The following is a 26333-nucleotide window of genomic DNA, read 5'->3' as shown; positions in this document are numbered from 1 at the left end:
GGCCCTATACGGCATCAGGAAGCTTTCTTCAGCTTCTTCTTCAGTGACTTGATCTTGGCTTCGTGCTTCTCGATCTTGGCTTTGCGGGCGTTGATCTTTTTCTTCAGGTTTTTCTCAACTTTCTTGGACATAACTGCCTCCTGGTTGTCATTGGCTTCCGGTTGGTAGCTACTTTCATTGTAAGTGGGGTTTAGGGGAAGGCAAGGCAACAGAATTAAGCCCGGTACACAGCGATCTCCCACCACACATCGGCACGGTTCAGCTGATCGGCACGCGGCCTATCCGGCAAAGGCACCGGCATAACGGCCCGGTGGCGGGCAAAGCTATCCAGCTCGGCTTTTGACACTTCGTAGAACTGGCGCTCACCATCCCCCGGTCCGTGTCGCAGAGTGATCACCAACATGCCAGACGGCGCCAGCAGTTCAGTCAAAATACGGAACGCCCGCTCTCGAGACGTAGGCGGCAGGTGCATCCACACCGCCGACACCAGCACCAGATCAAATCGGTAACTGAGTTTGCGGATTTCGCTCAGGTCCGGCAGGGCATCGTCCACCCACTGGATACTGCGATGAGCGGTTGCCACCTCGCCCAGGCGGCGCAATTCCGCTGCCGGTTCCACCGCCACTACGTCCCAACCACGCTCTGCCAGTGCCAGTGCATCTCGGCCGCTACCAGCGCCCACATCCAGCGCCAGACCGGCTTTCTTGTCCAACTGGGGAAGCCAGTCGCGGTGGACCTGTTCGAAGGTCAGGGACTGGTATTGGGTGAAGAATTTTGGGGCGTTTTTGTTGTAGGGACCGTAACTCATGCCACCGCCAGCTTAGCCGCCTGATGCCACATAAAGTTTGGCATCGGGGTTCGGAGTTTCCAGGTAATACTCATGGGCTGGGAACCAGTGTGAGACACGTAATCCACCTCACCATAATTCACAAATCCCATCGTGCGACCATATTCGTCTTTCGCCTGCTCTCTTACAAACAGGAACAACCGCTTGTTGAGGGCTTGGTGTTGAATATAGCCTTTCCCTTTGCCCCGGTCAGGCCGGGAACTGTTTTGCGACTGCCAGTGAAACAGCTGCTCGCTGATCGCGTAGTCGTGGTACATGGTGGTTGGTGAGAACTGCTTTTCGTTTTTGTCCAAGGTGACAAACAGCAGCTCGATGTTCTGATCCGGGATGACATACACGCCTTCCCTCGATGGTGGCTGGTGCTCGAAGGTCATGGCACCAAAGCCAACCAGAATCTGCTCTCGGGAATAGCGGGCGTGCAATCGCAACGGCACTTCCTGCAACCCCGGCATGGCCAGCTGTTCGTGCTTTGTTTTCGTCAGTTTCCAGTCGAGCACGTCCACCAGCTCCTGCTCCAGCCCCAGCTTGCTGAGTTCTGCCAGGCTTTGGGCAAGCGAATCAAATTCCAGCTCCGGCCCTGTTTTCTGCCAGAAATCGTAATGGCACATAAGGGCTTGGCGATCGTTGGCGTTATCCCAGCTAAAGCCGGCTTGGCATAGCTTCTGGAGGAACAGCAGATACTGGTGATCGTCACAGATCAGAATCCGGTTATAGATGGCCTTCTTCGCGAGCTTGAACGGCGAATCATCGGCTACGTATTCTTCTTTCGCTTTGCTTACCAACTCTGCCCAACTGCCCCGTTTGTATAGTTCGTTCAGGTCGATATGAGGATGATGGGTTAAAAAGTTTTTCAGCGTGAGAGGCTGCGTGGAATGCTGAGGAAACTGACGAACCAAAGACACCAGCCGCTTCATGGTCAGCGTGGCTTGCCGTATGTTGCTCAGCACCATTTCCTGGGTTTTCTTGGTGAGCTCAATCCGGCAACCCAGCGGTGCATGCGGGAAGCCCTGCTTGAGTTCCTCCGTAATCGAGCGTTCTGACTTACCCACCAGTGCCCGGAATTTGTTGGCAAAGTCGTACTCAGGCCGGGAGTTGCCCACGAAATCCAGAACCGTGCAGCAGTCTTTATCGTCTGCCAAACGCAGTCCACGGCCGAGTTGTTGCAGGAAGATGGTCAGGCTCTCGGTTGGACGCAAGAACAGCAAGGTATCGACTTCCGGAATATCGACGCCTTCGTTGAATATGTCGACCACACACAGAACGTTGATTTGCCCGGATCGAATGGCTTGCTGCTTTTGCTGGCGCTCGTGGCTGTTGTCACTGGTGAGCACATCCGCTTTGATACCGTGCAGTAGGAACTGTTGCGCCATGAAGTTTGCGTGGTCATGACCCACACAGAAAGCCAAAGCCTTCATACTTTCGATATCAGTGATGATTTCCCGCAAGCTTCGCAGAATCTTTTTTACGCGATTCTGGTTGTGCGTATACAAGTTCGTCAGCTGAGCAATATCGTAACGCCCACGACTCCAAGGAATGGTGCGCAGGTCGGTGTCATCATCTATTCCAAAGTATTGAAAGGGGCAAAGGTGCCGACGGTTAATAGCTTCCGGCAAGCGGAGTTCGGCGGCAATCACACCGCCGAAGTCGCTGAGGATATCCTCATTGTCATGCCGCTCTGGTGTGGCAGTTAGCCCCAGCAGTATCTCAGGCGAAAAGTGCTCCAGTACCGCCCGGTAACTGGATGCGGCAATGTGATGCACTTCGTCGATCACGATGTAATCGTAATAGTCTTCAGTGAGCTTTAGCTGATCCAGCTGGTTGTTTAATGTCTGGATCGACACGAACAACTGGCGGTAGTGCTCTGGCAACTGGCCGCCCACCCAGAGTTCGCCAAAGGCATTGTTTCGCAGCACGCCTCGGTAGGCTTCGCGGGCTTGCCGTAGGATTTCTTCCCGGTGCGCCACAAACAGAAAGTGGGCATTCGGTTTTGCTTTCAGGAACCGCTGAAAATCAAACGTCGAAATCAGCGTCTTGCCGGTGCCTGTGGCGGCCACCACGAGGTTTCGGAAACGCTGATGCACGTCCCTCTCGACAGATAACTGCTCCAGAATGTCCTTCTGGTGGGCGAACGGGGTGATTTCGAAATAGTGGGAGACACCGGGAACATCCAACCCTTTTTGCTGCTTAAGAGCTCGGTTTAGCTTTTCAGTGCTCTCCGCCTGCCCATCAAAACCCTCAAATTCGTCTGATGCCCAGTACGTCTCAAAAGTGCTCAAAGACTTGTTGATGATGTGAGGAATTTCTTGCGAGGTGATCTTCAAATTCCACTCGAGGCCGTTGGTTAATGCCGATCGGGACAGGTTAGATGAACCAATGTAACCCGTGTGAAAGCCAGTGTTCCGAAGGAACAAATAGCTCTTGGCGTGAAGCCTTTCGCGCTCGGTGTTGTAGCTCAGTTTCACTTCGGTATTGGGCAGGCTGGCCAGATACTCAACGGCTTTGGCATCCGTTGCCCCCATGTAGGAGGTGGTGATGATTTTCAGCTCACGACCACTGGTGGTGAAAGCTTCCAGCTCTTTCCGGAAAATGCGGATGCCGGCCCACTTGATGAACGACACCAGCCAATAAATCTTGTCTGCGGACAGAATCTCACGTTTGAGCTCGGATTCCAGTGACAAGCCGGCATTGCTGCCAGAGAACAGCTCGCTCTGCGTCAGGCCTGTTAGCGGAAAAATGTCTTCTACGTATTGTTTGAGGTTGGCAGCAACAGGGTTTTCCAGCTCGTAAAGCGCGGTGAGAAGCTTGCCTTGGCTATCGAGAAGGTTTTCCTCAAGAAAGCCTTCGTCAGAAATCTGGCTCTTGAGCCACATCAGCAGCTGGTTGGAGAGTTTGATTTGCTCTTGCAGCCGATCATCGCCCGACGGCACGGCTTCAATGGCAAATTCAAGGATGCTGGAAAGGAATCGTGACAGCCACACTGAGGCTTCGGCGTTATTGAGCTGGCGTTCACCGACGTAGAACTTGTCTCTGTCCAGTCGACTCTCGACGAGCTTGGTGATTAGCTGCTCGTAAATTCCAGTTTGTTGCATCCATTACATTCCGTGTTGACGACGACCATCGGCTAAACGCTGAGATCGCTGACTGTCATGATTGCTTGCTAACGAACTCATCATCGAACCTTAGCCTTCAAGGCTCATATTTCCAAGAAATTCCACAAGTTTTGCAGAGCAGGCAACCTTGGCCTTTCACTCTGAGGTTCAAGCCCGCACATTATCCAGATTACCCTTAACCCATATCGAAAATCCCTGTTTGCCTTGATATTCATCAGTGTTTACCATCGCGCCCCTTTCAATTAATGCACCAAATCAGGGCAAGCCAAGATCATGGGACGCAGGAACGAGCAGCTGCGCTGGCAGCTGGCCAAAGGATTGCTGAATGCACTTCATCTGGAACGACTGGCCACGCGGTACAGTCGAACCACGGTTATGGCTGTGTTCAATCTGATCAATGGTGGTTTCAGTATTGCGCTGGTCTCTTTTGTTGCGCTTGTCACCCAGGAAGCGTTTATCTTTCCCTCGCTCGGCGCCACCGCCTTTATTCTGTTCTATGTGCCCATGGCCCAACCCGCTTCACCAAGAAACACCCTGTGCGGACACCTCATTGGCGCTCTCACTGGGCTGTTCAGCCTGTACCTGTTCGGTTTGCAGGATCAGCCGTCTGCTTTTATGACGGGTGTCGACTTGCCTCGGGTGGGCGCAGCGGCCCTGTCTCTGGGGCTGGCCAGCTGCCTGATGGTGGTGTTCAGGGTAGCGCACCCACCAGCGGGCGCTACGGCGCTGATCGTTTCCCTGGGGCTGATGCCAGACCCGGTCCAATTACCTATACTGATGGCCGGTGTCGGCTTGCTGCTGGCGCATGCTTTTGTAATGAATCGCTTGGCCGGCATCCCCTACCCGCTGTGGTCCACAGCAACAGCAGGGCCCGTCATGCAGGATAGGAAAACGTCATGCTGAACTTTCTGGGAACAGATTTACCTATCATTCAGGCGCCCATGGCAGGCGTTCAAGACAGCCGGCTGGCGGCAGCGGTTTCCAGTGCCGGCGGGCTCGGATCGCTGCCTTGCGCGATGTTGACCGCGGCTGCACTCCGGGCAGAGCTTGAAGCCTTGAAAGGCAGCACAAACCGGCCATTCAACCTGAATTTCTTTGCCCACACTCCACCAGAACCCGATACCTCAGCGGAAAAGTCCTGGCGGGCGGCGCTGGCGCCCTACTATAGGGAATACGGGTTGGACGAAGGCGTTATTGCCAATGGCCCCGGGCGGCAACCCTTCAACACCGAGATGGCTGCCATTGTGGAGGAATTCCGGCCAGCCGTTGTGAGCTTCCATTTTGGCCTGCCTGCGCCCGAGTTGCTGCAACGGGTCAAAGCCGCTGGAGCTACGGTGCTGTCATCGGCTACCACGGTAGAAGAAGCCCTTTGGCTGGAGGGCAACGGAGCCGACGGCATTATTGCCCAGGGGCTTGAGGCCGGTGGCCACCGGGGTATTTTCCTGACAAAGGACATGAGCACGCAGATGGGAACGTTTGCCCTTTTACCCCAGGTGGTTGCTGCGGTGAGTGTGCCGGTTATTGCAGCCGGTGGCATTGCCGATGCCAGGGGCGTAAAGGCGGCACTGGCACTTGGCGCTGCGGCGGCCCAGGTGGGCACGGCGTTTATGCTGTGTCCGGAAGCCACAACCCGGGCGGTTCATCGCGAGGCGCTAAAGAGCGATGCGGCCCGGCACACGGCCATCACTAATTTGTTCTCCGGGGGCCCGGCAAGAGGCATTATGAACCGAGTGATGCGAGAGCTGGGGCCGATATCAGCCCTGGCTCCCGCTTTCCCATTGGCCACCAACGCCATAGCACCATTGCGGGCGGCCGCCGAGGCACAGGGCTCCGGGGATTTCTCGCCTTTATGGTGTGGGCAGAATGCCGCTGGTTGTAGGGAGGTTTCGGCTGGGGCTTTGTTAAAACAGTTGGCCGAAGATCTTTGAGGGGCTCGGGGTGAAGGCTTGGCCTTCACCCCGAGGAGATCGGATTTAGGGAATAAAGCCGATGGCGCTGCAGTCGTCAGTGCTGTCTACGATCTGACCGTCAACTCTGATTTGCACTGCGTCATCATCTTCAGTACTTGTGCCAAAAAGAATCTCCGCCACGCCATTGCTGGCTATCCGGAGAATGCCTGAGGCCGGGCAAGCTTCGCCATTGTTAATTTTTACAACTTGGGGAGTCGATAGCTGGATATAGCCACCAATGGCAGAGCCTATCAGCTTACCTTTGGTTGTGAAATCCACGGTAGCGTCGTTACCCTCCAATCGAGTTTCCACTTCGGTGATGGCCGCGTATCGATCACCAACCTTGAACTCAAACACATCCACGGTATCAATGAAACTGGCGAAACTTCCGGCTCTTGAATAATCGGCGTCAGCCCGTCCCCTTATTTTGATCTGTTCAGAATTCGACAACCGCAAACCTTCGATGCCATAGGTCTCAGAGCCCTCCAAAACGAAATCGGCCTCCTCGTCACCGCTAAAAGTGGCAACAAATCGATAGTCGCCACTGAGGCTAACGCTACCGAGCACTTGAGTGTTGATGACACAATCCTGTAATAACCATTTATCATCAATCCTGCCATCAGCACCCTCATCAGTCACAGTGGCAGTGCCACCTTGCTCACAGCTGATCGTGTCTGATGAGCCCGAATGTTGAGTTCTAAGGCTTTCCATCACCTCAAGGATCAGCGCCTGCCCCGTATTAATATCATCTTGTAAGCCCAGGATACCGCGAACATCCGACTCCGGACCAACCTCAACCGTTTGCTCCGCCAGATTATCGTTATCCAGAGTCAGGTCTGGCCCGTCAGAACCGCCACCTCCGCCGCCGCCACAGGCCGCCAACAAGGTAACGCTGGATAACACTGCCAAGCCACGCACACCTTTCCTTACAGCAGTCATAATTATTCCCTTTGTACAATCACACCAACACTATGTGTCTCGTCGGGCTAATTCCTTAGCCCACTACTTGCTTCTATATTCAAACACAGTTCGGAGACCGCTTTACAATAATGGGTCACATCGTCAAGTATGGAAAGCTGACCTGGCCAATCGGTATTAACTTAGGAGTCTTCATGTCGGAACAGCCTTTCCGTTTTCGCTTCCGGGTGCGCTATGGCGAATGCGACGCCCAGGGCGTGGTGTTCAATGCCCGCTATGCAGATTTCGTGGATATTGCTGTGAATGAGTATATCCGCACGCTGTTTGGTGATTACCAGCACCTGCTTGATCAGGACCTGGACATCCAGGTAGTCAGCATGACCGTTAACTGGAAAGCACCAGCGAAGTTTGACGATGTGCTGGAAGCCCGCATCAAGGCCGGGCGGCTGGGGAATACGTCTTTCACGCTGCACCTGGAATTCTTCCGGCACGGTGACGGGCAGTTTATCGCCGATGCAGACATCACCTACGTGCTTATCCAGCCTTCAAAGATGGCCAAGGCCGTCATTCCAGGCAGCCTGAGAGACAAGCTGGAAACCGGTGCGCCCGGGGTGCTGATCAGCCATGCCGGAGAGACTGTGTAGTAATTTATGAGAAAATCGATCAAACGCTCCCTGGCGCTGATTCTGACACTGCTGATGGTGGGCATTGCCTATCTCTGGCTGACCTTTGTCAGCAGCTTTGGCTATAACCCAACGGCGGAGCTGCCTGCCATCGACGAGGACGAAACCTATTCGGTGTTTGTGTACGGCACCCTCACCCGGCCCTGGGTGCGTTGGCTGGTGACGGGGCGTGCCGGCAGCAGCGAACTGGCAATACTCCCGGGTTTTCGCAAGGAAAAACTGGATATAAAGCCGGACGCTGATGCCAGCGTAGCCGGAGAGGTGATTGAAGTGAGCGCTAGTGAATTGCGGGCATTGGACAGGTACGAGCGGCTAGGTGTGCGCTACGAAAGGGTGGAGTTAACACTGCAGGATGGCCGATCAGCCTGGGTGTACAGGCTGATGGAGCCACTGATCCTTGAGCTGGAGTAGGCGTTATTTCTTCACCCACTGGCCATTGACCTGAACGAACTGCCCGGCCGGTGTTTTCTCGATAGCTTTCTTGCCAGCCACAGTTTCCACCTGAGTAACCGGTATGTCGTGCCGCTCGGCAATACGGGCATATTCATCCCGGCGCGCGTTGTTGATGGCCTGCACCACCGCAGGCGCATCGCCTTCTGCGCGCACCACTTCCAGGTATCCGGTCGGCGTTTCGCCCACCAGGCCCTGCTGTTTGACGGTTTCCAGTTTCTGCTTGGCTTCTTCCAGGCTCATGGCGAGCGCCGGCAGTGCCATGCCGATGGCCAGAAGGAAGGCGCCCAGTTGCATCAGTCGTTTCATCTTCAACCCCTTGATCTGCCCTTGGTCAGGCCGCTGTTGTTCAGAACAGGCCTTTATCACTGAACAGTTCATCCACTTCCCTGTCCACTTTAACGTAGATCTCGTGCTGGATTTTAACGTTCAGGTTCACGGTAATCGGCTCTTTCGGTGCCGCCATCTGTACGGTTGGCGTGCAGGCAATGAATGCCAACGGCAGGACCGATATCATCAGAACTCTCATCGCCAGCGGCCTGCGTGACCGCCACACATTGATCATGGTTTTGCCTCCTGCCCGGACTGTTGCAGCCGCTCCCGAACGCGTTCGGTAACCGCTTCGTTCACCCTGCCGCTCAGCTGTAGGCTGGTTAACAGCGCAGGAATGTCTTCTTCAAGATTGATGTTCAGCACCACCGGCTGGCCGCCGCGAACGCCCGGGCTTTGTCCTTCCAGCCGCAGGCCTAACATCAGCTTTCCATTCTTATCGTAGTCTATCGTGCTATCCAGCACCGAATAGTGAAAGTTTTGCAAAGCTTGCACCACCAGGTCCACGGCCTGGCTACCGCCCAACATGGCCTGAAGGCGCTCGCCCGGTAACCGCAAGCGGCCGCCCGGAACAATAGCCGCCATGGCGCCTTGCTCAACCTCTACCGATGTGCCGGAGATTATCAGCGGTATCCGGCCGTTTAGCCTGCCGGTGCCCTCAAAGCCTTCGGCCGGGTAAACTTCTAGCAGCCGTTCAAGCGATAACTCGTAGACGTCCAACGGGACGTTAACGGGATGATTGGCCAGATCGAAGGATTGCGGTGCGACTCTCAGGCGGCCATTGAGAAATTCGGCTGTGGCCTGCTGAATCTCTAACTGGCCAGTGAGCGGCTCGGCGGCCGGCGCCCGATAATCCGCCAGCAACCGCACCGGACCTATGCCAATACCGGAGTTGATCTGGGCAATCGTGATGTCGCGCAGGCGGGCAGCCAGTGTTTCGTCTTCAAGGCTGAACAACAAGCGGCCGCTCATATCGGAAAACGCGGTTCGATCGAAGACCCCATTCACCCCCGCCAGATTCAGCCGGGCATCCAGTGCGAGGGGGGCATCCGGTTCCTGCCGAAAGCTGGCGGCCGCCTCAAGCTGACCATGGTTTAACGTGAGCAACGAGGGCCACTGGGCGAGTGTATCAGCGAGTGCCGTGCCGGCTTGTTCAGCGGCCATGGCCATAGCTACTCGGCCAGCCATGAACTCCCCAGTCCGGCTTCTCAACACCACCTCCGCCAACAGGCCGGAATCTGATCGCAGCTGGCCCTCAAGGCTGAGATCAGACACAGCGCCACTCACCCGCCCGTCGAACCGCCAACCCTGGGGTTTCAGGCTGGGGTGTTGCAAGTCTTCAATCTCAATGGTGACCAGGCCAGCCACCGCAGTGCGGTCCACAAGGGCTTCGACGCCACCGAGGTTGATGGTGACGGTTACATCGGTCAGATCCAGCTGCACGTTATTTAAGAAAACCGAAGAATCTCCGGCGTTCTGTGCAAGGGTGGCGGCCGTCAGCCTTGAACCGGGTTTAAAACGGACGATAACCGCCTGGTTGTCTGCCTCAACCGAGTTAACCACCTCAGCCCGGATGCCGGTCACGCGCCAATCCGCAGTCTCGATATCCGGCAGGGCAATGCCCATTCGCCCCTGCTGCAGCAAGAACGACCAGTCCAGCGCGGAAGCTGACGGCACCCACAGCAAGCAGGCCAACAGGATGATCAGCGATCGCCATGGAAATCGTCCGCGCGGGATCAATACAACACTCCTTTGCTCACAATCAGGTAGTATGTGCCGATAAACGCTGGCCATGACCATACAGAGCCAGCAAGTTGAACCGGGCACAGAAACTTATATGAAGATACCAAAACGATTACAACCCCTCGTTGATGAAGGCATGGTGGATGAGGTGTTGTACCAGTTGATGAGCGGCAAGGAAGCCCAGGTGTTTGTGGTGCGCTGCGGCGACCAGGTGCGTTGCGCCAAGGTATACAAAGAGGCCCAGAAACGCAGTTTCAAACAGGCCGTTCAGTACCAGGAAGGCCGTAAGGTACGGAACAGTCGTCGCGCACGGGCCATGAGCAAGAAAACCCGCTATGGCCAGAAAGAGCAGGAAGACGCTTGGCTGAACGCCGAAGTAGACGCCCTCTACCGCCTGGCGGACGCCGGCGTTCGCGTGCCAGAACCTTTCGGTTTTGTTGACGGCGTGCTGCTGATGGAAATGATTGCCGACAGTGAAGGCAAGGCCGCGCCCCGGCTGGACGACGTTACCCTCACCCCCGAACAGGCCCGCAGTTACCACAGCAAGGTGATTGCCGACGTCGTGCGCATGCTCAGTGCCGGCCTGATTCACGGCGACCTGTCCGAATTCAATGTTCTAGTTGATGCCACCGATCCGGTCATTATCGACCTGCCCCAGGCGGTTAATGCAGCTGGCAATAACAGCGCGGAGCGCATGCTCGAGAGGGATGTAGACAACATGCGCCGCTATTTCGGCCGCTTTGCCCCGGAACTGCTGAATACCGATTATGGCAAGGAGATCTGGGCGCTTTATGAAGCCGGCGACCTGCACCCCGACAGCCAGCTGACTGGCTGCTTTGAGCACGACACCGAAAGCGCGAACGTGGATGAGCTGCTCGATGTAATTGAAGCCGCCAAGGAAGAAGAATGGGAGCGCCAGGAGCGCCTGCGGGATGCCGAAGACGAAGACTGACGTTGCCACCGGGCATTGTACGAAAGCCGGAGGGCCCTGCGGCGTTTAATCGTTTAGAATGGCAGGATCAATCTGCGGACCGACAAACATCTCGTTCCCTCATCTCTGCGATCCGTAAAAGGTACACCATGCTTTCAGAACGTTTTTATACCGTCCAGGACGGACGCATTGTTATTACTGCGCCCCAGGCCAGCCATTTTGCCAAAGAGATTGCCGGAGACTTCAACCCTATCCACGATCCGGACGCCCGCCGTTTCTGCGTGCCCGGTGACCTGCTGTTTGCCATTGTGGTCGGGCGCTTTGGGTTATCAGAGAACATGACGTTCCGTTTTCGCAATCTGCTTGGGGCAGAAATTCCCCTGGAGTTCCGGGAAACCGGTGACGACACCATCGAAGTCTGCGACGAAGCCGGCAAGGTCTACCTGGAAGTGAGCCGCAGCGGTGCGGTAATCCGAGACGAGCAAGTGATTGATGACTTCACCCGCGCCTACGTGGCGGCCTCTGGCAAGAATTTCCCCCACACGCTCAAACCACTGATGGAATCCCACGGGGTGATGTTTAACCCGGACCGCCCCATGGTGATGTATGAAAGCATGAGCGTGGCGATCAATAAACAGGACAATCTTCAGCCAGACCTGGAACTGAACAAGGCGGACCTGGAAGTGGCGGGCAAGCGCGGCAATGTGACCCTCTCGTACCACTTGATGTCTGATGGCAGCTCGGTTGGTGAAGTGTCCAAACGCCTGATGCTGGGCGGGCTCCGGGAATACTGCCCGGAGGCCATGGCTGGTATTGTTGAGGAGTTTTACCGGCTCAAGGCCCGTGGTACCCGGCTGGGCATGGAAAACGCAGATTAATCGCCCTCAGCAACCCGCTCAAAGGTGTGCAGGCAAACATCTACCGTGAGTGACAGGGAGTTCAGGGCAGCCGCCCGCTCCCGGCCTTCCGCGTTTGCCCGGTAGAAATGGGGCGTCATCGCCAGAAGGTCTGCGATGGGCTCCGCCCCCGCCAGATGCAGTGAAAACCGAACATCTTCCGAAGCCACTCGGCGAAATCCTTCCGGGGCTGGCATCACTTTCTTCGATTCGCTCCGGATTTCAGGATAGATAATTTCCCGCAGCTCCCGCAGGTGATCCTGCCCTGCGTCCACCTGAATCAGCTTGCCGCCCGGTTTGAGAACACGGCCGAATTCCGGGTACACGGGAAAGCCAAACAGGCAGAGAATACGGTCCAGTGAGCCAGGTAGCACCGGCAGATTCGCATTACTGCCCACCACCCAGCTCGGCCGTTTGTCTTCACGGGCCGCCGCCAGTACTGCCCATTTCGAGATATCCAGGCCCAATAGCGCCAGGGAGCGCTCATCGCCCGCCGCCCAGGCCAGTTGCCGCAGGTAATAGCCTTCACCACAACCGGCATCCAGGCAACTCAGTGTGGTGCTGGCCGGCGCATCGTCCAGCGTTGCCCGCGACACCGCCTCGGCAATCGGCTGGTAATACCCTGCCTCAAGAAACCGCTGGCGTGCCGCCACCATCACCTTACTGTCACCCGGGTCCAGCGAACGCTTCTTCTGCACCGGCAACAGATGCACATAGCCCTGCCGCGCAACATCAAAATTATGGCCACTGGCACACCGCCACGAACCCGACTCCCGCTGCAAGGCAGCGCCGTCCAGGGGGCAGGCTAAGGCGTCAAAGGCAGTGATGGTCATTCAATATCCTGTTGTCCGGTTCATCCACCGCGGATTATACATGCTGGGGTCAGACCCCAAGACATTTCGCCCGGTCAAATGTACTGGGGTCAGACCCCGGTACATTTTGTTACATTCGGGGATGGCACTGGGAGCCCCCTCGCAGCCTGCTTATTAGGGGTATTCCTGATAAACTAGGACGCTTGGATTTTCGTATGATCTGCGCCATTGCCGTTTACAGGTAGCTCTATGTCTTTTGTTCCATCGCCGATTCCATTTGCCGCCGATTCCGGCCCTTCCCGCCGCTTCTGTGTGGCCCCGATGATGGATTGGACAACACCTCATTTTCGCTACCTGGCGCGAGTTCTGAGCCGCCGGGCGTTGCTGTATACCGAGATGGTGACCACCGGGGCGTTGATTCATGGGGATACCGAGCGGTTTCTGCGCCATGATCCATCCGAATACCCACTGGCGCTGCAGCTTGGTGGCAGCCATGCCGGTGAGTTGGCTCATTGCGCAAAGCTGGCGCAGCAGTTTGGCTTTGATGAAGTGAACCTGAATGTCGGCTGCCCCAGTGATCGGGTGCAGAACAACATGATCGGCGCCTGCCTGATGGGCCATCCGGATAAGGTGGCGGAAGGTGTGGCAGCGATGATTGCGGCCACGGATCTGCCGGTCACCGTCAAACACCGTATTGGCATCAACGGCCGCGAATCCTGGGATGAGCTGTGCGAGTTTATCGAAACCGTTGCTGCAGCCGGCTGCAAGACGTTCATCGTGCACGCCCGCATTGCCATTCTGGAGGGCCTGAGCCCGAAGGAAAATCGCGATATCCCACCGCTGAAGTACGATTGGGTGTACCGTCTGAAACAGGCCTACCCTCACCTTGAAATCATCATCAACGGCGGCATCAAAACTTTTGAGGATTGCCATGAGCACCTGGCCCACACCGACGGCGTGATGCTGGGCCGCGAGGCCTACCACAATCCCTGGCTACTGGCCGACGTGGATACCGAATTCTTTGGTGAGCCGGCACCTGTCACCAGCCGTCATGATGCCCTGCGCGCCATGTTTCCGTTCATCCAGCAGGAACTGGACCGTGGGGTGTACCTCACCCACATGACTCGCCACATCATGGGATTGTTCCTGGGCCAGCCGGGCGGGCGGCAGTTCCGCCGACACCTGAGCGAGAACGCCAACAAGCCCGGTTCCGGCCTGGAAGTGGTGGAGCAGGCTCTGGCCAAAGTCAGGGAACCGGAACTCATTACGGAAAGTTGATCATCCCCATACCTTTTGTTGTCTTGTTCCTGTCGTAAGCTGCCGTTATTGTAGGGGTTACAAAGGTATTCTGGAGCTGGGTACCGCCATAACACCGCACAACCGGGACGACAGGACGAATGAATAGCAAGCTGGACCAACTGAAGACCATGACCACTGTGGTGGCCGACACCGGCGACCTTGACGCCATTGCCCAATGGCGGCCGCAAGATGCCACCACTAACCCCTCACTGTTGCTGAAAGCCGCAGCCTCGGACGCCTACCGCCCGATGCTGGACAAGGCCGTTGCCTTTGCCAGTCAGCGCGGGGGCTCTACCGCCGAACAACTGACCATCGCCACTGACATGCTGGCGGTGCTGGCCGGTAAAGAAATCCTGAACCTGATTCCCGGCGTCGTTTCCACAGAAGTAGACGCCCGGCTGTCGTTTGACACCGGTGCCACCCTGGAACGTGCACGCCGGTTGATCGACTACTATGACCGCCAGGGCGTAGACACCAGCCGGGTGCTGATCAAGATTGCCTCTACCTGGGAAGGCATCCGCGCCGCTGAGCAGCTGGAAAAAGAAGGCATCCACTGCAACCTTACCCTGCTGTTCTCCTTTGTACAGGCTGCCGCCTGCGCCGAAGCCGGTGCCTATCTGATCTCTCCGTTTGTAGGGCGCATTCTGGACTGGCACCTGGCCAGCACTGGCCGCGACAGCTACCCGGCGGCGGAAGACCCGGGCGTGCAATCGGTCACACGCATCTATAATTACTACAAGGCCAATGGCTTCAATACCGTGGTGATGGGGGCGAGCTTCCGTAATACTGGCGAGATTGAAATGCTCGCCGGCTGCGATCGCCTGACCATCAGCCCTGCCCTGTTGCAGGAGCTGAAAGACGATCAAGGCGAATTGCCCCAGCGCCTGAACGCGGGCCGCGCAAACACCGCCGACAAACCACACCACGTGGACGAGAAGCGGTTCCGCTGGGAATCCAACGAGGATGCCATGGCCACCGAGAAACTGGCCGATGGTATCCGCCGGTTTGCCGCAGACCAGATTGAACTCGAGAACCGGGTACGGCAGTTAGCGATCGAGGCTGCCTGATCGACACCCCAACCTATAGCCAAGGGGCGCTGTATGATTGATCGCCTGAAAAAACTGTTTGCGGTGCCGGAATCCGAGCCTGTGCAAACCGACGCCCACCAACTCGCTGTGGCGGCCACAGCCCTGATGGTGCAGCTTGCCCGTGTCGACAGTCACGAGGACGAGCGCGAGCTGAAGATTATTGTCGATTGCGCCGTTCAGGCCCATCAGGTTACCCGGGAAGAAGCAGAAGAGATTCTTGCCGACGCCCTGGCCCACGCAGAGGATTCCACGTCGTTGTATGAGTTCACCGGACAGATCAACGACCACTTTGACCAGCCCCAGAAACAGGCCCTGCTGGAAAGTATCTGGCGGGTGGCCCTGGCAGACGGCCGTATCGACAAATACGAAGAACACCTTATTCGCCGGATTGCGGACTTGCTGCATCTTAATCATCGGGAATTCATGCAGGCCAGGCACAGGGCGGAAGACGCCGCCGGTTAACCCCAAGGAGATTCCATGTTAGCCATTCTTCACCCCAACACAGAACTGGACAGCGAAGCCTACCGCCAGACCATGCACTACCTGGAAAACCTGCCTGGTGTCAGTGTTCGGGTACACGAGGTTCAGGGTGCCAGCCAGCGGCTGACAGAGATTTATCTGTTGGGCGACACCAAAACACTGAACAAGGAAGAGATTGAAGCGCTACCCGCCGTGGAGCGCGCCATCCGAATCTCTGATGACTACCGCATTCTGGGCCGCCACAAAGACGATCACCGCCAGAGCGGTTTCACCTACAACGGCGTCGAGTTCAGCCAGAACAACCTGAACATCTTTGCCGGGCTATGTGCGGTAGACGTACCCGAGCACGTTGAGCAGATGATGCAGGCGCTGGAGGACAATGGCGAGGTCTGCACCCGCATGGGCGCCTACAAACCCCGCACCAACCCATACTCGTTCCAGGGGCACGGCAAGGGCTGCCTGCCCTGGGTCTTCGAGAAAGCCGGCAAGCATGGCATCAAGGTTATTGCCATGGAGATTACTCACGAAAGCCATATCGAAGAGATCGATAACTGCCTGGAGAAACTGGGCCGGCCCACCGGTGTGATGCTGCAGATTGGCACCCGGAATACCCAGAACTTCGAGCTACTCAAAGCCATAGGCCGGCAGAAAACCTACCCGGCACTGCTCAAGCGCGGTTTTGGTATTACCCTGAACGAGTCGCTGAACGCCGCGGAGTACCTGGCCAGTGAGGGCAACGCCAACGTGATTTTCTGCCTGAGGGGCATGAAAACCGAGGCCGGCCAGCCGCACCGAAATATGGTGGATTTCGCCCACGTACCAGCGGTAAAGCGCCTGACTCGCATGCCGGTGTGTGTAGACCCGTCCCACTCCGTGGGCAGCCGGGACCGCTCACCGGATGGTATTCTGGACGTGATGCACGCCACCGCCCAGGGCGTGATCGCCGGCGCCAACATGGTGCTGGTAGACTTCCACCCGAAACCGGAGAAAGCTCTGGTTGACGGCCCTCAGGCCCTGCTGATGAAAGAGTTGCCGGCGTATCTGGAAGATATTCGCCTTTGCCACGACACCTGGAAGAAACGCCAGGCTATTTACCAGACTCTCAAGGATAGTACTGCAGAATGATCGTTTATGGTCACCGCGGGGCCAAAGGTGAGGCTCCAGAAAATACCATGCCCGGTTTTATCCATGCCTATCGGCATGGTATCCGGCACTTCGAGCTGGACCTGGTGCTGTCAAAAGACGGCGTGCCGGTGCTGGTGCACGACCTGACGGTAGATCGCACTACCGGGCAAAAGGGCAATGTCGGCCATTACACGGCCGCCGAGCTGGCCGACATGGACGCTCGGCGCAACACCAGCGCCTGGCCCCGCAAAGTGGGCATTCCGACTCTCGAAAACCTGCTCGACCAGTTCGACGATCTGGAGCATCTGCAGCTGGAAGTGAAGAAGGACAACCGGGCCCGCCTGAACATACTTTGCAATCGCCTGACAGAAGTGATCCAGCGCCGGAACCTTTACCAGACCGCCGCCGTTACCTCATCCGATCCCTGGTTCCTCAGGGAACTGAGGCGCCGTGACAAGAACCTCCGGATTGGCCTTGTGGCTGAGCGAAAGTTCCCGAAGCCGCTGAACCTGGCTACCCGCCTGGGCTGTGAGTATTTCTGTGTGAACTGGAAGATTCTGAATGCCGACATGGTTGCCCAGGCCCACAAGCGTAATATGCATGTGTCCACCTGGACGGTGAACCGCATTCACGACATGCTGAAGCTGGAAGAGATGGGCGTAGACAGCATTATTACCGACTACCCTACAAGCACACGGATGTTCTTCGACAACCGCGCCAGAGCCGTTCTGAGCTTGCCAGCAAAGGAAGGAATGCCCGAGCCGGCATAATACCGGCGCCGGTACGGAACTGACCGGATCAGAAGATCCGGTTCAGGCCGTTCAACGCCGCCACCCGATAGGCTTCCGCCATGGTCGGGTAGTTGAACGTGGTATTGATGAAGTAGTTCAGGGAGTTCGCCTCCCCTTTCTGGTTCATGATCGCCTGGCCGATGTGCACAATCTCAGCCGCTTGGTCACCGAAGCAGTGAATACCCAGAATCTCCCGAGTCTCACGGTGGAACAGGATCTTCAGCATGCCCACCGCTTCACCCGTGATCTGTGCCCGCGCCAGGTCCTTGAAGAAAGCCTGACCAACATCGTATGGCACTTTGGCTTCTGTCAGCTCCCGCTCGGTTTTACCGACGGAGCTGATTTCAGGAATTGTGTAGATACCCGTGGGCACATCATCCACGTATCGGAAATACTCGTCCTGGGTGATATCTGACGAAGCCGCACGGCCCTGGTCATAGGCTGCACTGGCCAGGCTCGGCCAGCCAATCACATCGCCCGCCGCGTAGATGTGGTCCACCTCGGTACGGTAGTGGTCATCCACTGCCAACTGGCCGCGGCCATTGGGCACCAGGCCCACATTCTCCAACCCAAGGTTTTCCGTGTTGCCACTTCGCCCGTTGCACCAGAGGAAGGCATCGGCGCGAATTTTCTTACCAGACTGCAGGGAAAGCACCACACCGTGGTCGTCGCCCTTCACCGATTCGTACTGCTCGTTATGGCGAACCAGCACACCGTTGTTGCGAAGGTGGTAGCTGAGCGCATCGGAGATTTCGTCGTCCAGGAATGACAACAGGCGACTGCCCGGGTTGATCAGGTCAACCTTTACACCCAGCCCGGCAAAAATGGAGGCGTACTCGGAACCGATAACGCCGGCGCCATAGATAATCAGGGTGCGCGGGGTGTGGGACAGGTTCAGGATGGAATCAGAGTTGTAAATCCGGTGATGGCGGAAATCCACATCGGGCGGCAGATACGGACGGGAGCCAGTAGCAATAATGGCCTGTTTGAAGTGGATGGTCTCCACAGACTTGTTGCCACGGATTTCCAGCCGGTGCGTGTCGACAAACGACGCACGGCCATTGATCAGGTCTACCCGGTTACGGGAATAGAACTGGGTGCGCAGCTTAACCTGCTTGCCGATGACCTTCTGCGCGTTCTGCAACACCCTCGGGAAGGAAAACCAGCGCGGTTCGCCGATATCCCGGAACATCTGATTGGTGTTGAAGGTGATGATCTGCTTCACCGAGTGACGCAGCGCCTTGGATGGAATGGTGCCCCAGTGCGTGCAGTTACCGCCCACCGTCGGTTTGTCTTCAATGATGGCGACTCGCTTGTTGTGCTTGGCCGCGTTCATTGCCGCCCCTTCACCGGAAGGGCCGGCGCCAATAACGACGACGTCGTAATGATGCTCTGCCATGTGCGCAGTGACTCCTTATCTACGCCATAAAATGCGTAGTTTTATTTATTGATGAGTGTCGCTTACTTTTCTGTGCGCGAGGCGTCGTAGGCCAGGTCTTCCGCTTTCTCAGAGGCCCCGGTCTCGCTGCGGCTTTCCTCACACTTCTGCGTGTTACCGCCACAAATATCACAGGACTGGCTGATGCCCAGGGCACCAATTCCACCGCAGGTGCCGCTGATGGGCTTACGGCCAAAGATGACGCCAATCGACATGCCGGCAATCAGAATGCCCACAATGAACAAAACGAGAAGAAAGGTACCCATACTGACCTCCTTTACTGAACCACGAAGGAAGAGAAAGCCGGTGTTTCATGCACCTCAAAGCCGCTCTCGCCTCGCACGATGAAATAAGCAGGAATATTTTCCCGCGTTGCCAGCGCCCGTGCCCGCTCATAACCCATCACGGTGAATGCGGTGGCTAGAGCGTCGGCAGTCATACTGTCTTCGGTAATCACCGTCACAGACGCTATCCTGTTGGTGATCGGCTTACCAGTCGATGGATCTATTGTATGCGAGTAACGCTGTCCATCCGATTCGTAATAGTTACGATAGTCACCGGAGGTTGCCATCGCATGCTGATCCATGGCCACTATCTTGCTGACCTGCCTTGCCTGTTCCGATGGCTCTTCAATGGCCAGGCGCCAGGCACCGCCGTCAGGTTTCCGCCCATTGACCCTCACCTCACCACCGATCTCTACAAGGTACGCCTGCACACCTTCACGGTCCAGGTAACGGGCCACCACATCGACAGCATAGCCTTTGGCAATCCCGGACAAATCGATGTACTGGGGCTTTTCGCTACGCAACGCCATGGCCTCTGCGTTCAGCTCGAGATAGCGGTAGCCAGTATCTGAAAGCGCTTTCTCAAGGGCCGCGTCGGACGGGACGGTATCAGGCCGGGCATCCGGCCCGAAGCCCCAGAGATTGACCACGGGACCGATGGTGATATCAAACGCCCCGTCGGTCAGCTCGGCAATTTCCTGGGAACGCTGTATCACTTCAAACAAGGCCGGAGAAAGCTCCGTCCACTCCGACTGGTCCTGTTTGCGATTCAACCGTGACAACTCGGAATCCTGCTTCCAGGTTGACATGGACGCATCCACCGCTTCCAGCTCTTTCTGAATACCCTGAGCCAGAGTCTGCAGGCGTTCCCTGTCTTCTGGCAATACGACGTTTATGTGATAGGTCGTTCCGAAGATACCTCCGGAAATCTCCCAGACTTTTTCCTTTTCCTGAAACGAGCAACCCGCCAGGGCAGCCATGATCAGCGTCATAAAGACGCCGACCACAACCACCCTGACGGGTCCAAACATGCGGGATGTCATCTGAGCCTGTTAACCTCCGAAATCATCCAGCATGATGTTTTCGTCCTCAACACCAAGATCTTTCAGCATCTTGATGACGGACGCGTTCATGATTGGGGGCCCACACATGTAGAACTCACAGTCTTCCGGAGCCGGGTGGTCCTTCAGATAGTTTTCGTACAACACGTTATGGATAAAGCCGGTAGGGCCATCCCAGTCGTCAGTCGGAAGCGGATCTGACAGGGCGCAATGCCACTCAAAGTTCTCGTTCTCTGCGGCCAGACCATCAAAGTCTTCCACATAGAACATTTCGCGCACACTGCGGGCACCATACCAGAAACTGATCTTGCGCTTGGAATTCAGGCGCTTGAGCTGGTCAAAGATGTGGGAGCGCATGGGCGCCATACCGGCACCACCACCGATGAACACCATTTCCGCGTCGGTCTTCTTGGCAAAGAATTCACCGAATGGCCCCATTACAGTGACCTTGTCACCCGGCTTCAGGTTGAACACGTAGCTGGACATGATGCCTGGCGGGTGATTGGTGCCCGGAGGCGGTGTCGCAATACGGATGTTGAACTTCAGAAGTCCCTTCTCTTCCGGGTAGTTCGCCATGGAGTAGGCACGGATGGTGTCTTCCTTGTTGATCGCCTTATAGCGCCAGATATCGTGCTTGTCCCAGTCTTCGTGGAACTCTTCCTCGATATCGAAGTCCTTGAAATCGATTTCGTAGGGAGGGCACTCCAGCTGCACATAGCCACCAGCGCGGAAGTCCACTTCCTCGCCTTCCGGTAGCTTCAGTACCAGTTCTTTGATGAAGGTGGCCACGTTATGGTTAGACACCACCTCGCACTCCCACTTCTTCACGCCAAAGAACTCTTCCGGTACTTCGATCTTCATGTCCTGTTTTACAGGAACCTGGCACGACAGGCGCCAGCCTTCTTTTTCTTCACGGTTGGTGAAGTGGGTCTTTTCAGTGGGCAGCATGGCGCCGCCACCTTCCAGAACCTTACATTTACACTGAGCGCAGGTGCCACCGCCACCACAGGCAGACGACAGGAAAATGCCGTTGCCCGCCAGGGTGTTCAGCAGTTTTCCACCTGCTTCCGTTTTCATGGTGTGTTCCGGGTCGTCATTGATTTCAATGGTGACGTCGCCGGTGCTGACCAGTTTTGAGCGCGCTGCCAGGATCACCGCCACCAGTGCAAGCACGATGACGGTAAACATGACCACGCCAAGAATAATTTCTGTATTCATGGTCTCGCCTTCTCGTAGTTATCCGATGATCCGGGTGCGCATTACAGCGAGATGCCGGAGAACGACATAAAGCCGAGCGACATCAGGCCGACAGTGATGAAGGTAATACCAAGGCCACGCAGGCCGTTGGGAACATCACTGTACTTGAGCTTCTCGCGGATACCCGCCAGGGCACCAATGGCGAGGGCCCAGCCCACGCCGGCGCCAAAGCCGTACACCACACTCTCACCAAAGTTGTAGTCACGCTCAACCATGAACAGTGACGCACCCAGGATCGCGCAGTTAACGGTGATCAGCGGCAGGAACACGCCCAGCGCTGCGTACAGCGACGGGATGTACTTGTCGAGAACCATCTCAAGAATCTGCACCAGTGCCGCAATAACACCGATGTAGGTCAGCAGTCCCAGGAAGCTCAGGTCAACATCTGGCAGACCCGCCCAGGACAGGGCACCTTCACGCAGAACGGTATTGAAAATCAGGTTGTTCACCGGCACAGACAGAGTCAGTACCACAACCACCGCAATACCCAGACCAATCGCCGCTTCTACCTTTTTGGAGATCGCCAGGAAGGTACACATCCCCAGGAAGAACGCCAACGCCAGGTTTTCAACGAAAATGGCCGTAACCAGAAGACTCAGATAATGATCCATTAGAAGGCCTCCCGGGTTTTATGGGCTGACATCTTGAAATCAGGCTCTTCAACCTGATCCGGCTTCCAGGTACGCAGTGCCCAGATGCCCAGACCGATGATAAAGAATGCGCTCGGCGGCAGCAGCATCATGCCGTTCGGCACATACCAGCCACCATCGTTAACCGAGGCCAGGATGGTGAAACCAAGCAGTTCACCAGAGCCGAACAGCTCACGGAAGAACGCCACGAACAGGATCGCAATGGAGTAACCCAGACCGTTACCGATACCATCCAGGAAGCTCAGCATCGGCGGGTTCTGCATGGCAAAGCCCTCGGCCCGGCCCATAACGATACAGTTGGTGATGATCAGACCAACGAATACCGACAACTGCTTGCTGATTTCATAGGCATAGGCTTTCAGTACCTGATCGACCACGATTACCAGCGACGCAATGATGGTCATCTGCACGATGATCCGGATGCTGTTGGGAATCTGGGTACGAATCAGCGATACCGCCAGGTTTGAAAAACCGGTTACCGCAATAACCGAAGCACACATTACCAGCGTAACGCTCAGGCTGGTGGTCACCGCCAGCGCCGAACAGATCCCAAGAATCTGCAGGGCGATGGGGTTGTTACTGAAAATCGGTTCAAAAAGAACCTTCTTGGCTGATACGTCAGACATGATCAGGCCTCCCCGTCGCGCAGATTTTTCAGGAACGGCGCGAAACCGTTCTCACCCATCCAGAAGTTGATCAGGTTCTCGACACCGCGAGCCGTCAGCGTTGCACCAGACAGGGAATCAATCTGATGCTCGCTGTCCGGATTGGCACCGCCTTTGATCAGGCGGATCTGGGGCTCACTCTTGTCGTCACCGTAGATCTTCTGGCCAACCCACTGGCTTTTCCAGCGAGGGTTGTCTACCTCACCGCCAAGGCCAGGCGTTTCCGCGTGGTCATAGAAGCCCAGGCCTTCGATGGTGTTCAGATCACCTTCCAGTGAAATGAACCCATACAAGGTGGACCACAGACCAGGGCCGTGAACCGGCAGCACCACACGAACCAGCTCACCATCCTCTTCGAGGATGTAAACCGTGGCTGCGTGGGCACGACGACGCAGATTGGCGGTGTCTTGCTCACCCGACAGGCGGGTAGACATGTTCGGATCACCGGCAGCGCGGTACTGGTTGTAGCTCAGTACATCAGGCACGCCAAGCTCTTCCGGGGTGGTGAACCGGCCAGTACGCAGGTCAACCAGGCGCGGCTCGAACTGACCAAACAGTTCTTCGATACGGGCCCGATTGGCGCCAGACTCAGCCATGCCGGCGGCCTGAAGGATATTGGACTTGATGTCCAGCTCCTGGTTCAGGGCCTGCTGCGGGCGCAAGGATACAGCTGCAGCAGACACAATCACAGAGCAAACGATACATAGGGCGAAAGCGACCTGAATGGTCTTTCCGACCGTCTCTTTTTTCTTAGCCACGTGCGAGCCTCCGTTTGATGTTGGCCTGAACCACGTAGTGGTCCATCAGCGGGGCGAACAGGTTGGCGAACAGAATGGCCAGCATAATGCCTTCCGGGAAGGCCGGGTTGACCACACGGATGAGGATGGTCATCACACCGACCAGAATGCCAAACATCCAGCGACCGGTATTGGTCATCGCAGCCGATACCGGGTCTGTCGCCATAAACATCATGCCGAAGGCGAAGCCACCCATAACCAGGTGCCAGTGAGCCGGAATGGCAAACATCGGGTTAGTCTCGGACCCGACAATGTTCAACAGCAACGACATGCCGATCATGCCGATCAACACCCCGCCGACAATGCGATAGGAGGCGATCTTCATGGCCAGGAGGATCAGACCACCAATCAATATAGCAATGGTGGACGTCTCACCCATGGAACCCTGAATGTTACCCACGAAGGCATTCATCCAGCCGATCTGGGTTTCCAGTGCTTCCAGGCCGCCAGAGGCAGCCCAACTCAGAGCCGTTGCGCCACTGAAGCCATCAACTGCAGTCCAGACAGTGTCGCCGGAAATCTGCGCGGGATAGGCAAAGTACAGGAAGGCACGACCAGTCAGGGCCGGGTTCAGGAAGTTCTTGCCGGTACCACCGAACACTTCCTTACCGATAACCACACCGAAGGTGATACCCAGGGCCACCTGCCACAGCGGAATGGTGGGCGGGCAGATCAAAGCAAACAGTACGGAGGTTACGAAGAAGCCTTCGTTCACTTCGTGACGACGCACGGTGGCAAACAGCACTTCCCAGAAACCACCCACCACAAAGGTGACGGCATAGATAGGAATGAAGTAGGCCATGCCGTAGACGAAGTTGTCCCACCAGCCGGCACCGGCGCCGGTCACGGCCAGGGCGGTGATAAAGGCTTCACGCAGGCCGCCATCGGCAATCATGGCATCCGGGTTGGCTGCCAGGAAATTGTTGGCCTGAAAACCAATGTTCCACATACCGAAGAACATGGCAGGGAAAGTACACAACCACACAGTGATCATGATGCGCTTGAGGTCTACGCCGTCACGCACATGGGCCGTGGTGGAAGTTACTTTGCCAGGGGTGTAGAAAATGGTATCAACGGCTTCGTACAGGGCATACCAGCGCTCGTACTTACCACCCTTTTCAAAATGATGCTCGATTCCATCGAGAAACTGTCGGATAGCCATCGTATTATCCCTCGATCTCGATTCGGGTCAGGTTCTCGCGGAGAATCGGACCGTATTCATATTTGCCGGGGCACACAAAGGTGCACAGCGCCAGATCTTCTTCATCCAGCTCCAGGGCGCCAAGTTTCTGTGCCACTTCGGTATCGCCAACAATCAGTGCTCGCAGCAGCTGAGTCGGCAGGATGTCCAGCGGCATCACCTGCTCATAGGCACCGACAGGCACCATGGCCCGCTCACTGCCGTTGGTGGTGGTGGTGAAGTTGAACAGCTTGCCACCGGTCAGCTTGGACAGGTAGATGTTCAGCACCGAGAACTTGTTGGTGCCCGGAGACAGCCAGCCAATGAACTCACGCTTGGTGCCTTCTTCCAGCACCGACACCTGATTGGCAAAGCGGCCCAGGTAGGCACAGGGGCCGTCACCACGACGACCGCCGAATACCGAGCCTGAAATGGCACGGACGTCGCAATCAGTGGCGATCTCGCCATCCAGCAGTTCCGGCAGGCTGGCACCCAGGCGGGTACGAACCAGGCGGGGCTTCAGGGCTTTAGGGCCACCGATAGCCACAATGCGCTCAACCGGCACTTCACCGGTCTCGAACAGTTTGGCGATATCGATCACGTCCTGATAATTGATGCTCCAGACAGTCTTGCTGGCTGAAACCGGGTCCAGGTGGTGGATATGGGTGCCCACATTACCGGCAGGGTGCACACCATCGAACTGGTGTACTTCGATGTTGTCTGCTTTTGGTACAGACACGTCGGAGCCGGGCTTGCCGGTCACAAATACCTTACCGTTGGTCAGGCGGGAGATGATGGTCAGGCCTTTTTCGAACGCCTTGCTGTTCTCGCCGATAATAACGGTAGGGTCTGCTGCCAACGGATTGGTATCCATGACAGAAACAAAGATGGAGTTCGGTGCGGAGTCGATTTCCGGAACCTTGCTGTAAGGCCGGGTGCGGAACGCTGTCCACAGACCGGATTCAACCAGGTTATCAACTACCTGCTGGCGTTCCAGGCCGGCAAGATCGGAATCGTTGTAGCGGGCATAGGTTTCCGCCTCATCGCCATCCACTTCGATGACAACAGACTGGAACACGCGACGCTCACCGCGGTTGATTTCTTTCACTACACCGGCTGCCGGTGAAGTATAACGAACGCCTTCGGTCTTCTTGTCCGTGAACAGCAGCGTACCGCGCTTGACACGGTCTCCCTCTTTCACAGCCATCGTCGGCTTCATGCCGTTGTAGTCAAAGCCGATCAATGCCACGTGGCGAATCGGTTTGCCGTCAGTAATGGTCTGTTCGGGAGCGCCGCTGATGGGAAGATCCAGGCCTTTTTTGATCTTGATCATTAGCCTCATCCAATCATCAGAAACTTTTCTGTGGATTTTAACGCCCGGCCCCGCCGCTCGGGGGTGAGAATATGGGTGCCAGACATACCCAAAATCGCGCCAATTATAGAGATTAAGGAAACCTATTTCCACCGGTAAGGAAAATGGTTTTATCCCTCCAAAGTAGTAAAAAAGCCCCGGCAGCTCACGCTACCGGGGCCTTTTGATCCGACTTGA

At 56.4% G+C, this 26333-nt stretch carries 27 protein-coding genes; 11 read left to right on the top strand and 16 right to left on the bottom strand.

Annotated features, from left to right (window positions below):
* Positions 1-214: 214 nt before the first annotated feature.
* Both C7H10_RS14595 and C7H10_RS14590 read right to left on the bottom strand, forming a co-directional pair.
* On the bottom strand, positions 215-808 hold the full coding sequence (locus C7H10_RS14595; protein ID WP_244178293.1) for a class I SAM-dependent methyltransferase: 594 nt from the start codon (positions 806-808) through the stop codon (positions 215-217).
* Positions 805-3936, bottom strand: a complete 3132-nt coding sequence (locus C7H10_RS14590) for a DEAD/DEAH box helicase (RefSeq protein WP_106695453.1) — start codon at positions 3934-3936, stop codon at positions 805-807. The genes C7H10_RS14595 and C7H10_RS14590 overlap by 4 nt, the downstream gene beginning before the upstream one ends.
* A 294-nt stretch (positions 3937-4230) precedes the next feature.
* Here C7H10_RS14590 and C7H10_RS14585 point away from each other — a divergent pair, with 294 nt between their 5' ends.
* The gene (locus tag C7H10_RS14585) at positions 4231-4860 is read left to right on the top strand and encodes an HPP family protein (RefSeq protein WP_106695452.1); all 630 of its coding nucleotides are present in this window, start codon (positions 4231-4233) and stop codon (positions 4858-4860) included.
* Positions 4854-5885, top strand: coding sequence for an NAD(P)H-dependent flavin oxidoreductase (locus C7H10_RS14580; RefSeq protein WP_106695451.1), 1032 nt, complete (start codon positions 4854-4856; stop codon positions 5883-5885). Before C7H10_RS14585 ends, C7H10_RS14580 begins: the two co-directional genes overlap by 7 nt.
* 45 nt (positions 5886-5930) lie before the next feature.
* Here C7H10_RS14580 and C7H10_RS14575 read toward each other — a convergent pair whose 3' ends face one another.
* Complete coding sequence (locus C7H10_RS14575) at positions 5931-6845, bottom strand: hypothetical protein (protein ID WP_146136821.1); 915 nt, start codon at positions 6843-6845, stop codon at positions 5931-5933.
* A gap of 173 nt (positions 6846-7018) precedes the next feature.
* Between C7H10_RS14575 and C7H10_RS14570 the strand changes: the two genes are divergently transcribed.
* Both C7H10_RS14570 and C7H10_RS14565 read left to right on the top strand, forming a co-directional pair.
* Complete coding sequence (locus C7H10_RS14570; RefSeq protein ID WP_106695449.1) at positions 7019-7468, top strand: acyl-CoA thioesterase; 450 nt, start codon at positions 7019-7021, stop codon at positions 7466-7468.
* A 6-nt stretch (positions 7469-7474) separates the two neighbouring features.
* Entirely contained in the window at positions 7475-7918 is a 444-nt protein-coding gene (locus C7H10_RS14565; RefSeq protein WP_061331871.1) for a gamma-glutamylcyclotransferase family protein, read from the top strand.
* Positions 7919-7921: 3 nt separating this feature from the next.
* Here C7H10_RS14565 and C7H10_RS14560 read toward each other — a convergent pair whose 3' ends face one another.
* The 3 genes from C7H10_RS14560 to C7H10_RS14550 are packed head-to-tail and all read right to left on the bottom strand — an operon-like array spanning position 7922 to position 10027.
* Complete coding sequence (locus tag C7H10_RS14560; RefSeq protein WP_061331870.1) at positions 7922-8266, bottom strand: YdbL family probable chaperone protein; 345 nt, start codon at positions 8264-8266, stop codon at positions 7922-7924.
* Positions 8267-8306: 40 nt separating this feature from the next.
* Positions 8307-8486 carry a YnbE family lipoprotein gene (locus C7H10_RS14555; RefSeq protein WP_058092783.1) on the bottom strand — a complete coding sequence of 60 codons (180 nt, stop codon included), beginning with the start codon at positions 8484-8486 and terminating at the stop codon, positions 8307-8309.
* 32 nt (positions 8487-8518) lie between these two features.
* Positions 8519-10027 carry an intermembrane phospholipid transport YdbH family protein gene (locus C7H10_RS14550; protein ID WP_244178292.1) on the bottom strand — a complete coding sequence of 503 codons (1509 nt, stop codon included), beginning with the start codon at positions 10025-10027 and terminating at the stop codon, positions 8519-8521.
* Between the two features lie 97 nt (positions 10028-10124).
* Between C7H10_RS14550 and C7H10_RS14545 the strand changes: the two genes are divergently transcribed.
* Together C7H10_RS14545 and C7H10_RS14540 are read left to right on the top strand one after the other, a co-directional pair.
* The gene (locus tag C7H10_RS14545; RefSeq protein ID WP_106696007.1) at positions 10125-10982 is read left to right on the top strand and encodes a PA4780 family RIO1-like protein kinase; all 858 of its coding nucleotides are present in this window, start codon (positions 10125-10127) and stop codon (positions 10980-10982) included.
* A 128-nt stretch (positions 10983-11110) separates the two neighbouring features.
* The gene (locus tag C7H10_RS14540; RefSeq protein WP_106695447.1) at positions 11111-11839 is read left to right on the top strand and encodes a DUF3581 family protein; all 729 of its coding nucleotides are present in this window, start codon (positions 11111-11113) and stop codon (positions 11837-11839) included.
* Here C7H10_RS14540 and C7H10_RS14535 read toward each other — a convergent pair.
* Positions 11836-12690 carry a putative RNA methyltransferase gene (locus C7H10_RS14535; RefSeq protein WP_106695446.1) on the bottom strand — a complete coding sequence of 285 codons (855 nt, stop codon included), beginning with the start codon at positions 12688-12690 and terminating at the stop codon, positions 11836-11838. The two genes, C7H10_RS14540 and C7H10_RS14535, sit on opposite strands and share 4 nt — an antisense overlap.
* 228 nt (positions 12691-12918) lie before the next feature.
* Here C7H10_RS14535 and dusA point away from each other — a divergent pair, with 228 nt between their 5' ends.
* The 5 genes from dusA (at position 12919) to C7H10_RS14510 (ending at position 17431) form a co-directional block, all read left to right on the top strand.
* Positions 12919-13947: a tRNA dihydrouridine(20/20a) synthase DusA gene (gene dusA / locus C7H10_RS14530; protein WP_061331866.1), complete on the top strand. Its 1029-nt coding sequence runs from the start codon at positions 12919-12921 to the stop codon at positions 13945-13947.
* A gap of 119 nt (positions 13948-14066) precedes the next feature.
* Complete coding sequence (gene tal, locus C7H10_RS14525) at positions 14067-15035, top strand: transaldolase (protein ID WP_106695445.1); 969 nt, start codon at positions 14067-14069, stop codon at positions 15033-15035.
* 33 nt (positions 15036-15068) lie between these two features.
* Positions 15069-15518: a tellurite resistance TerB family protein gene (locus tag C7H10_RS14520; protein WP_106695444.1), complete on the top strand. Its 450-nt coding sequence runs from the start codon at positions 15069-15071 to the stop codon at positions 15516-15518.
* Between the two features lie 15 nt (positions 15519-15533).
* Entirely contained in the window at positions 15534-16661 is a 1128-nt protein-coding gene (locus C7H10_RS14515; RefSeq protein WP_106695443.1) for a 3-deoxy-7-phosphoheptulonate synthase, read from the top strand.
* On the top strand, positions 16658-17431 hold the full coding sequence (locus C7H10_RS14510; RefSeq protein ID WP_106695442.1) for a glycerophosphodiester phosphodiesterase: 774 nt from the start codon (positions 16658-16660) through the stop codon (positions 17429-17431). Before C7H10_RS14515 ends, C7H10_RS14510 begins: the two co-directional genes overlap by 4 nt.
* 28 nt (positions 17432-17459) lie before the next feature.
* On the opposite strand, the gene sthA is transcribed toward C7H10_RS14510, so the two are convergent.
* The 9 genes from sthA to C7H10_RS14465 form a co-directional block, all read right to left on the bottom strand.
* Positions 17460-18851 (bottom strand): Si-specific NAD(P)(+) transhydrogenase, encoded by a 1392-nt coding sequence (gene sthA, locus C7H10_RS14505; RefSeq protein WP_061331861.1) that lies wholly within the window; start codon positions 18849-18851, stop codon positions 17460-17462.
* A gap of 62 nt (positions 18852-18913) precedes the next feature.
* On the bottom strand, positions 18914-19156 hold the full coding sequence (gene nqrM / locus C7H10_RS14500; protein ID WP_058090108.1) for a (Na+)-NQR maturation NqrM: 243 nt from the start codon (positions 19154-19156) through the stop codon (positions 18914-18916).
* 11 nt (positions 19157-19167) lie between these two features.
* On the bottom strand, positions 19168-20217 hold the full coding sequence (locus C7H10_RS14495; RefSeq protein WP_106695441.1) for an FAD:protein FMN transferase: 1050 nt from the start codon (positions 20215-20217) through the stop codon (positions 19168-19170).
* Between the two features lie 9 nt (positions 20218-20226).
* Positions 20227-21453, bottom strand: coding sequence for an NADH:ubiquinone reductase (Na(+)-transporting) subunit F (gene nqrF / locus C7H10_RS14490; protein WP_061331858.1), 1227 nt, complete (start codon positions 21451-21453; stop codon positions 20227-20229).
* A 41-nt stretch (positions 21454-21494) separates the two neighbouring features.
* Entirely contained in the window at positions 21495-22103 is a 609-nt protein-coding gene (gene nqrE, locus C7H10_RS14485) for an NADH:ubiquinone reductase (Na(+)-transporting) subunit E (protein ID WP_072677623.1), read from the bottom strand.
* Positions 22103-22768, bottom strand: coding sequence for an NADH:ubiquinone reductase (Na(+)-transporting) subunit D (locus C7H10_RS14480; protein ID WP_058090112.1), 666 nt, complete (start codon positions 22766-22768; stop codon positions 22103-22105). The genes nqrE and C7H10_RS14480 overlap by 1 nt, the downstream gene beginning before the upstream one ends.
* 2 nt (positions 22769-22770) lie before the next feature.
* Complete coding sequence (locus tag C7H10_RS14475) at positions 22771-23565, bottom strand: Na(+)-translocating NADH-quinone reductase subunit C (RefSeq protein WP_106695440.1); 795 nt, start codon at positions 23563-23565, stop codon at positions 22771-22773.
* Complete coding sequence (locus tag C7H10_RS14470) at positions 23558-24766, bottom strand: NADH:ubiquinone reductase (Na(+)-transporting) subunit B (RefSeq protein ID WP_061331856.1); 1209 nt, start codon at positions 24764-24766, stop codon at positions 23558-23560. The genes C7H10_RS14475 and C7H10_RS14470 overlap by 8 nt, the downstream gene beginning before the upstream one ends.
* A gap of 4 nt (positions 24767-24770) precedes the next feature.
* Positions 24771-26117, bottom strand: a complete 1347-nt coding sequence (locus C7H10_RS14465; protein ID WP_061331855.1) for a Na(+)-translocating NADH-quinone reductase subunit A — start codon at positions 26115-26117, stop codon at positions 24771-24773.
* Positions 26118-26333: the final 216 nt, after the last annotated feature.

It is taken from the genome of Marinobacter shengliensis, from assembly GCF_003007715.1.
Lineage (GTDB): Bacteria > Pseudomonadota > Gammaproteobacteria > Pseudomonadales > Oleiphilaceae > Marinobacter > Marinobacter shengliensis.
The sequence above is the reverse complement of the archived record's forward strand: the minus strand, read 5'-3'. Positions and strand labels throughout refer to the sequence as shown.

Excerpts from the sequence above, each read along its gene's own strand:
- C7H10_RS14595 (WP_244178293.1), bottom strand. The coding sequence starts at position 808 with ATGAGTTACGGTCCCTACAACAAAAACGCCCCAAAATTCTTCACCCAA.
- C7H10_RS14590 (WP_106695453.1), bottom strand. The coding sequence starts at position 3,936 with ATGCAACAAACTGGAATTTACGAGCAGCTAATCACCAAGCTCGTCGAG.
- C7H10_RS14585 (WP_106695452.1), top strand. The coding sequence starts at position 4,231 with ATGGGACGCAGGAACGAGCAGCTGCGCTGGCAGCTGGCCAAAGGATTG.
- C7H10_RS14580 (WP_106695451.1), top strand. The coding sequence starts at position 4,854 with ATGCTGAACTTTCTGGGAACAGATTTACCTATCATTCAGGCGCCCATG.
- C7H10_RS14575 (WP_146136821.1), bottom strand. The coding sequence starts at position 6,845 with ATGACTGCTGTAAGGAAAGGTGTGCGTGGCTTGGCAGTGTTATCCAGC.
- C7H10_RS14570 (WP_106695449.1), top strand. The coding sequence starts at position 7,019 with ATGTCGGAACAGCCTTTCCGTTTTCGCTTCCGGGTGCGCTATGGCGAA.
- C7H10_RS14565 (WP_061331871.1), top strand. The coding sequence starts at position 7,475 with ATGAGAAAATCGATCAAACGCTCCCTGGCGCTGATTCTGACACTGCTG.
- C7H10_RS14560 (WP_061331870.1), bottom strand. The coding sequence starts at position 8,266 with ATGAAACGACTGATGCAACTGGGCGCCTTCCTTCTGGCCATCGGCATG.
- C7H10_RS14555 (WP_058092783.1), bottom strand. The coding sequence starts at position 8,486 with ATGAGAGTTCTGATGATATCGGTCCTGCCGTTGGCATTCATTGCCTGC.
- C7H10_RS14545 (WP_106696007.1), top strand. The coding sequence starts at position 10,125 with ATGAAGATACCAAAACGATTACAACCCCTCGTTGATGAAGGCATGGTG.
- C7H10_RS14540 (WP_106695447.1), top strand. The coding sequence starts at position 11,111 with ATGCTTTCAGAACGTTTTTATACCGTCCAGGACGGACGCATTGTTATT.
- C7H10_RS14535 (WP_106695446.1), bottom strand. The coding sequence starts at position 12,690 with ATGACCATCACTGCCTTTGACGCCTTAGCCTGCCCCCTGGACGGCGCT.
- dusA (WP_061331866.1), top strand. The coding sequence starts at position 12,919 with ATGTCTTTTGTTCCATCGCCGATTCCATTTGCCGCCGATTCCGGCCCT.
- tal (WP_106695445.1), top strand. The coding sequence starts at position 14,067 with ATGAATAGCAAGCTGGACCAACTGAAGACCATGACCACTGTGGTGGCC.
- C7H10_RS14520 (WP_106695444.1), top strand. The coding sequence starts at position 15,069 with ATGATTGATCGCCTGAAAAAACTGTTTGCGGTGCCGGAATCCGAGCCT.
- C7H10_RS14515 (WP_106695443.1), top strand. The coding sequence starts at position 15,534 with ATGTTAGCCATTCTTCACCCCAACACAGAACTGGACAGCGAAGCCTAC.
- C7H10_RS14510 (WP_106695442.1), top strand. The coding sequence starts at position 16,658 with ATGATCGTTTATGGTCACCGCGGGGCCAAAGGTGAGGCTCCAGAAAAT.
- sthA (WP_061331861.1), bottom strand. The coding sequence starts at position 18,851 with ATGGCAGAGCATCATTACGACGTCGTCGTTATTGGCGCCGGCCCTTCC.
- nqrM (WP_058090108.1), bottom strand. The coding sequence starts at position 19,156 with ATGGGTACCTTTCTTCTCGTTTTGTTCATTGTGGGCATTCTGATTGCC.
- C7H10_RS14495 (WP_106695441.1), bottom strand. The coding sequence starts at position 20,217 with ATGACATCCCGCATGTTTGGACCCGTCAGGGTGGTTGTGGTCGGCGTC.
- nqrF (WP_061331858.1), bottom strand. The coding sequence starts at position 21,453 with ATGAATACAGAAATTATTCTTGGCGTGGTCATGTTTACCGTCATCGTG.
- nqrE (WP_072677623.1), bottom strand. The coding sequence starts at position 22,103 with ATGGATCATTATCTGAGTCTTCTGGTTACGGCCATTTTCGTTGAAAAC.
- C7H10_RS14480 (WP_058090112.1), bottom strand. The coding sequence starts at position 22,768 with ATGTCTGACGTATCAGCCAAGAAGGTTCTTTTTGAACCGATTTTCAGT.
- C7H10_RS14470 (WP_061331856.1), bottom strand. The coding sequence starts at position 24,766 with ATGGCTATCCGACAGTTTCTCGATGGAATCGAGCATCATTTTGAAAAG.
- C7H10_RS14465 (WP_061331855.1), bottom strand. The coding sequence starts at position 26,117 with ATGATCAAGATCAAAAAAGGCCTGGATCTTCCCATCAGCGGCGCTCCC.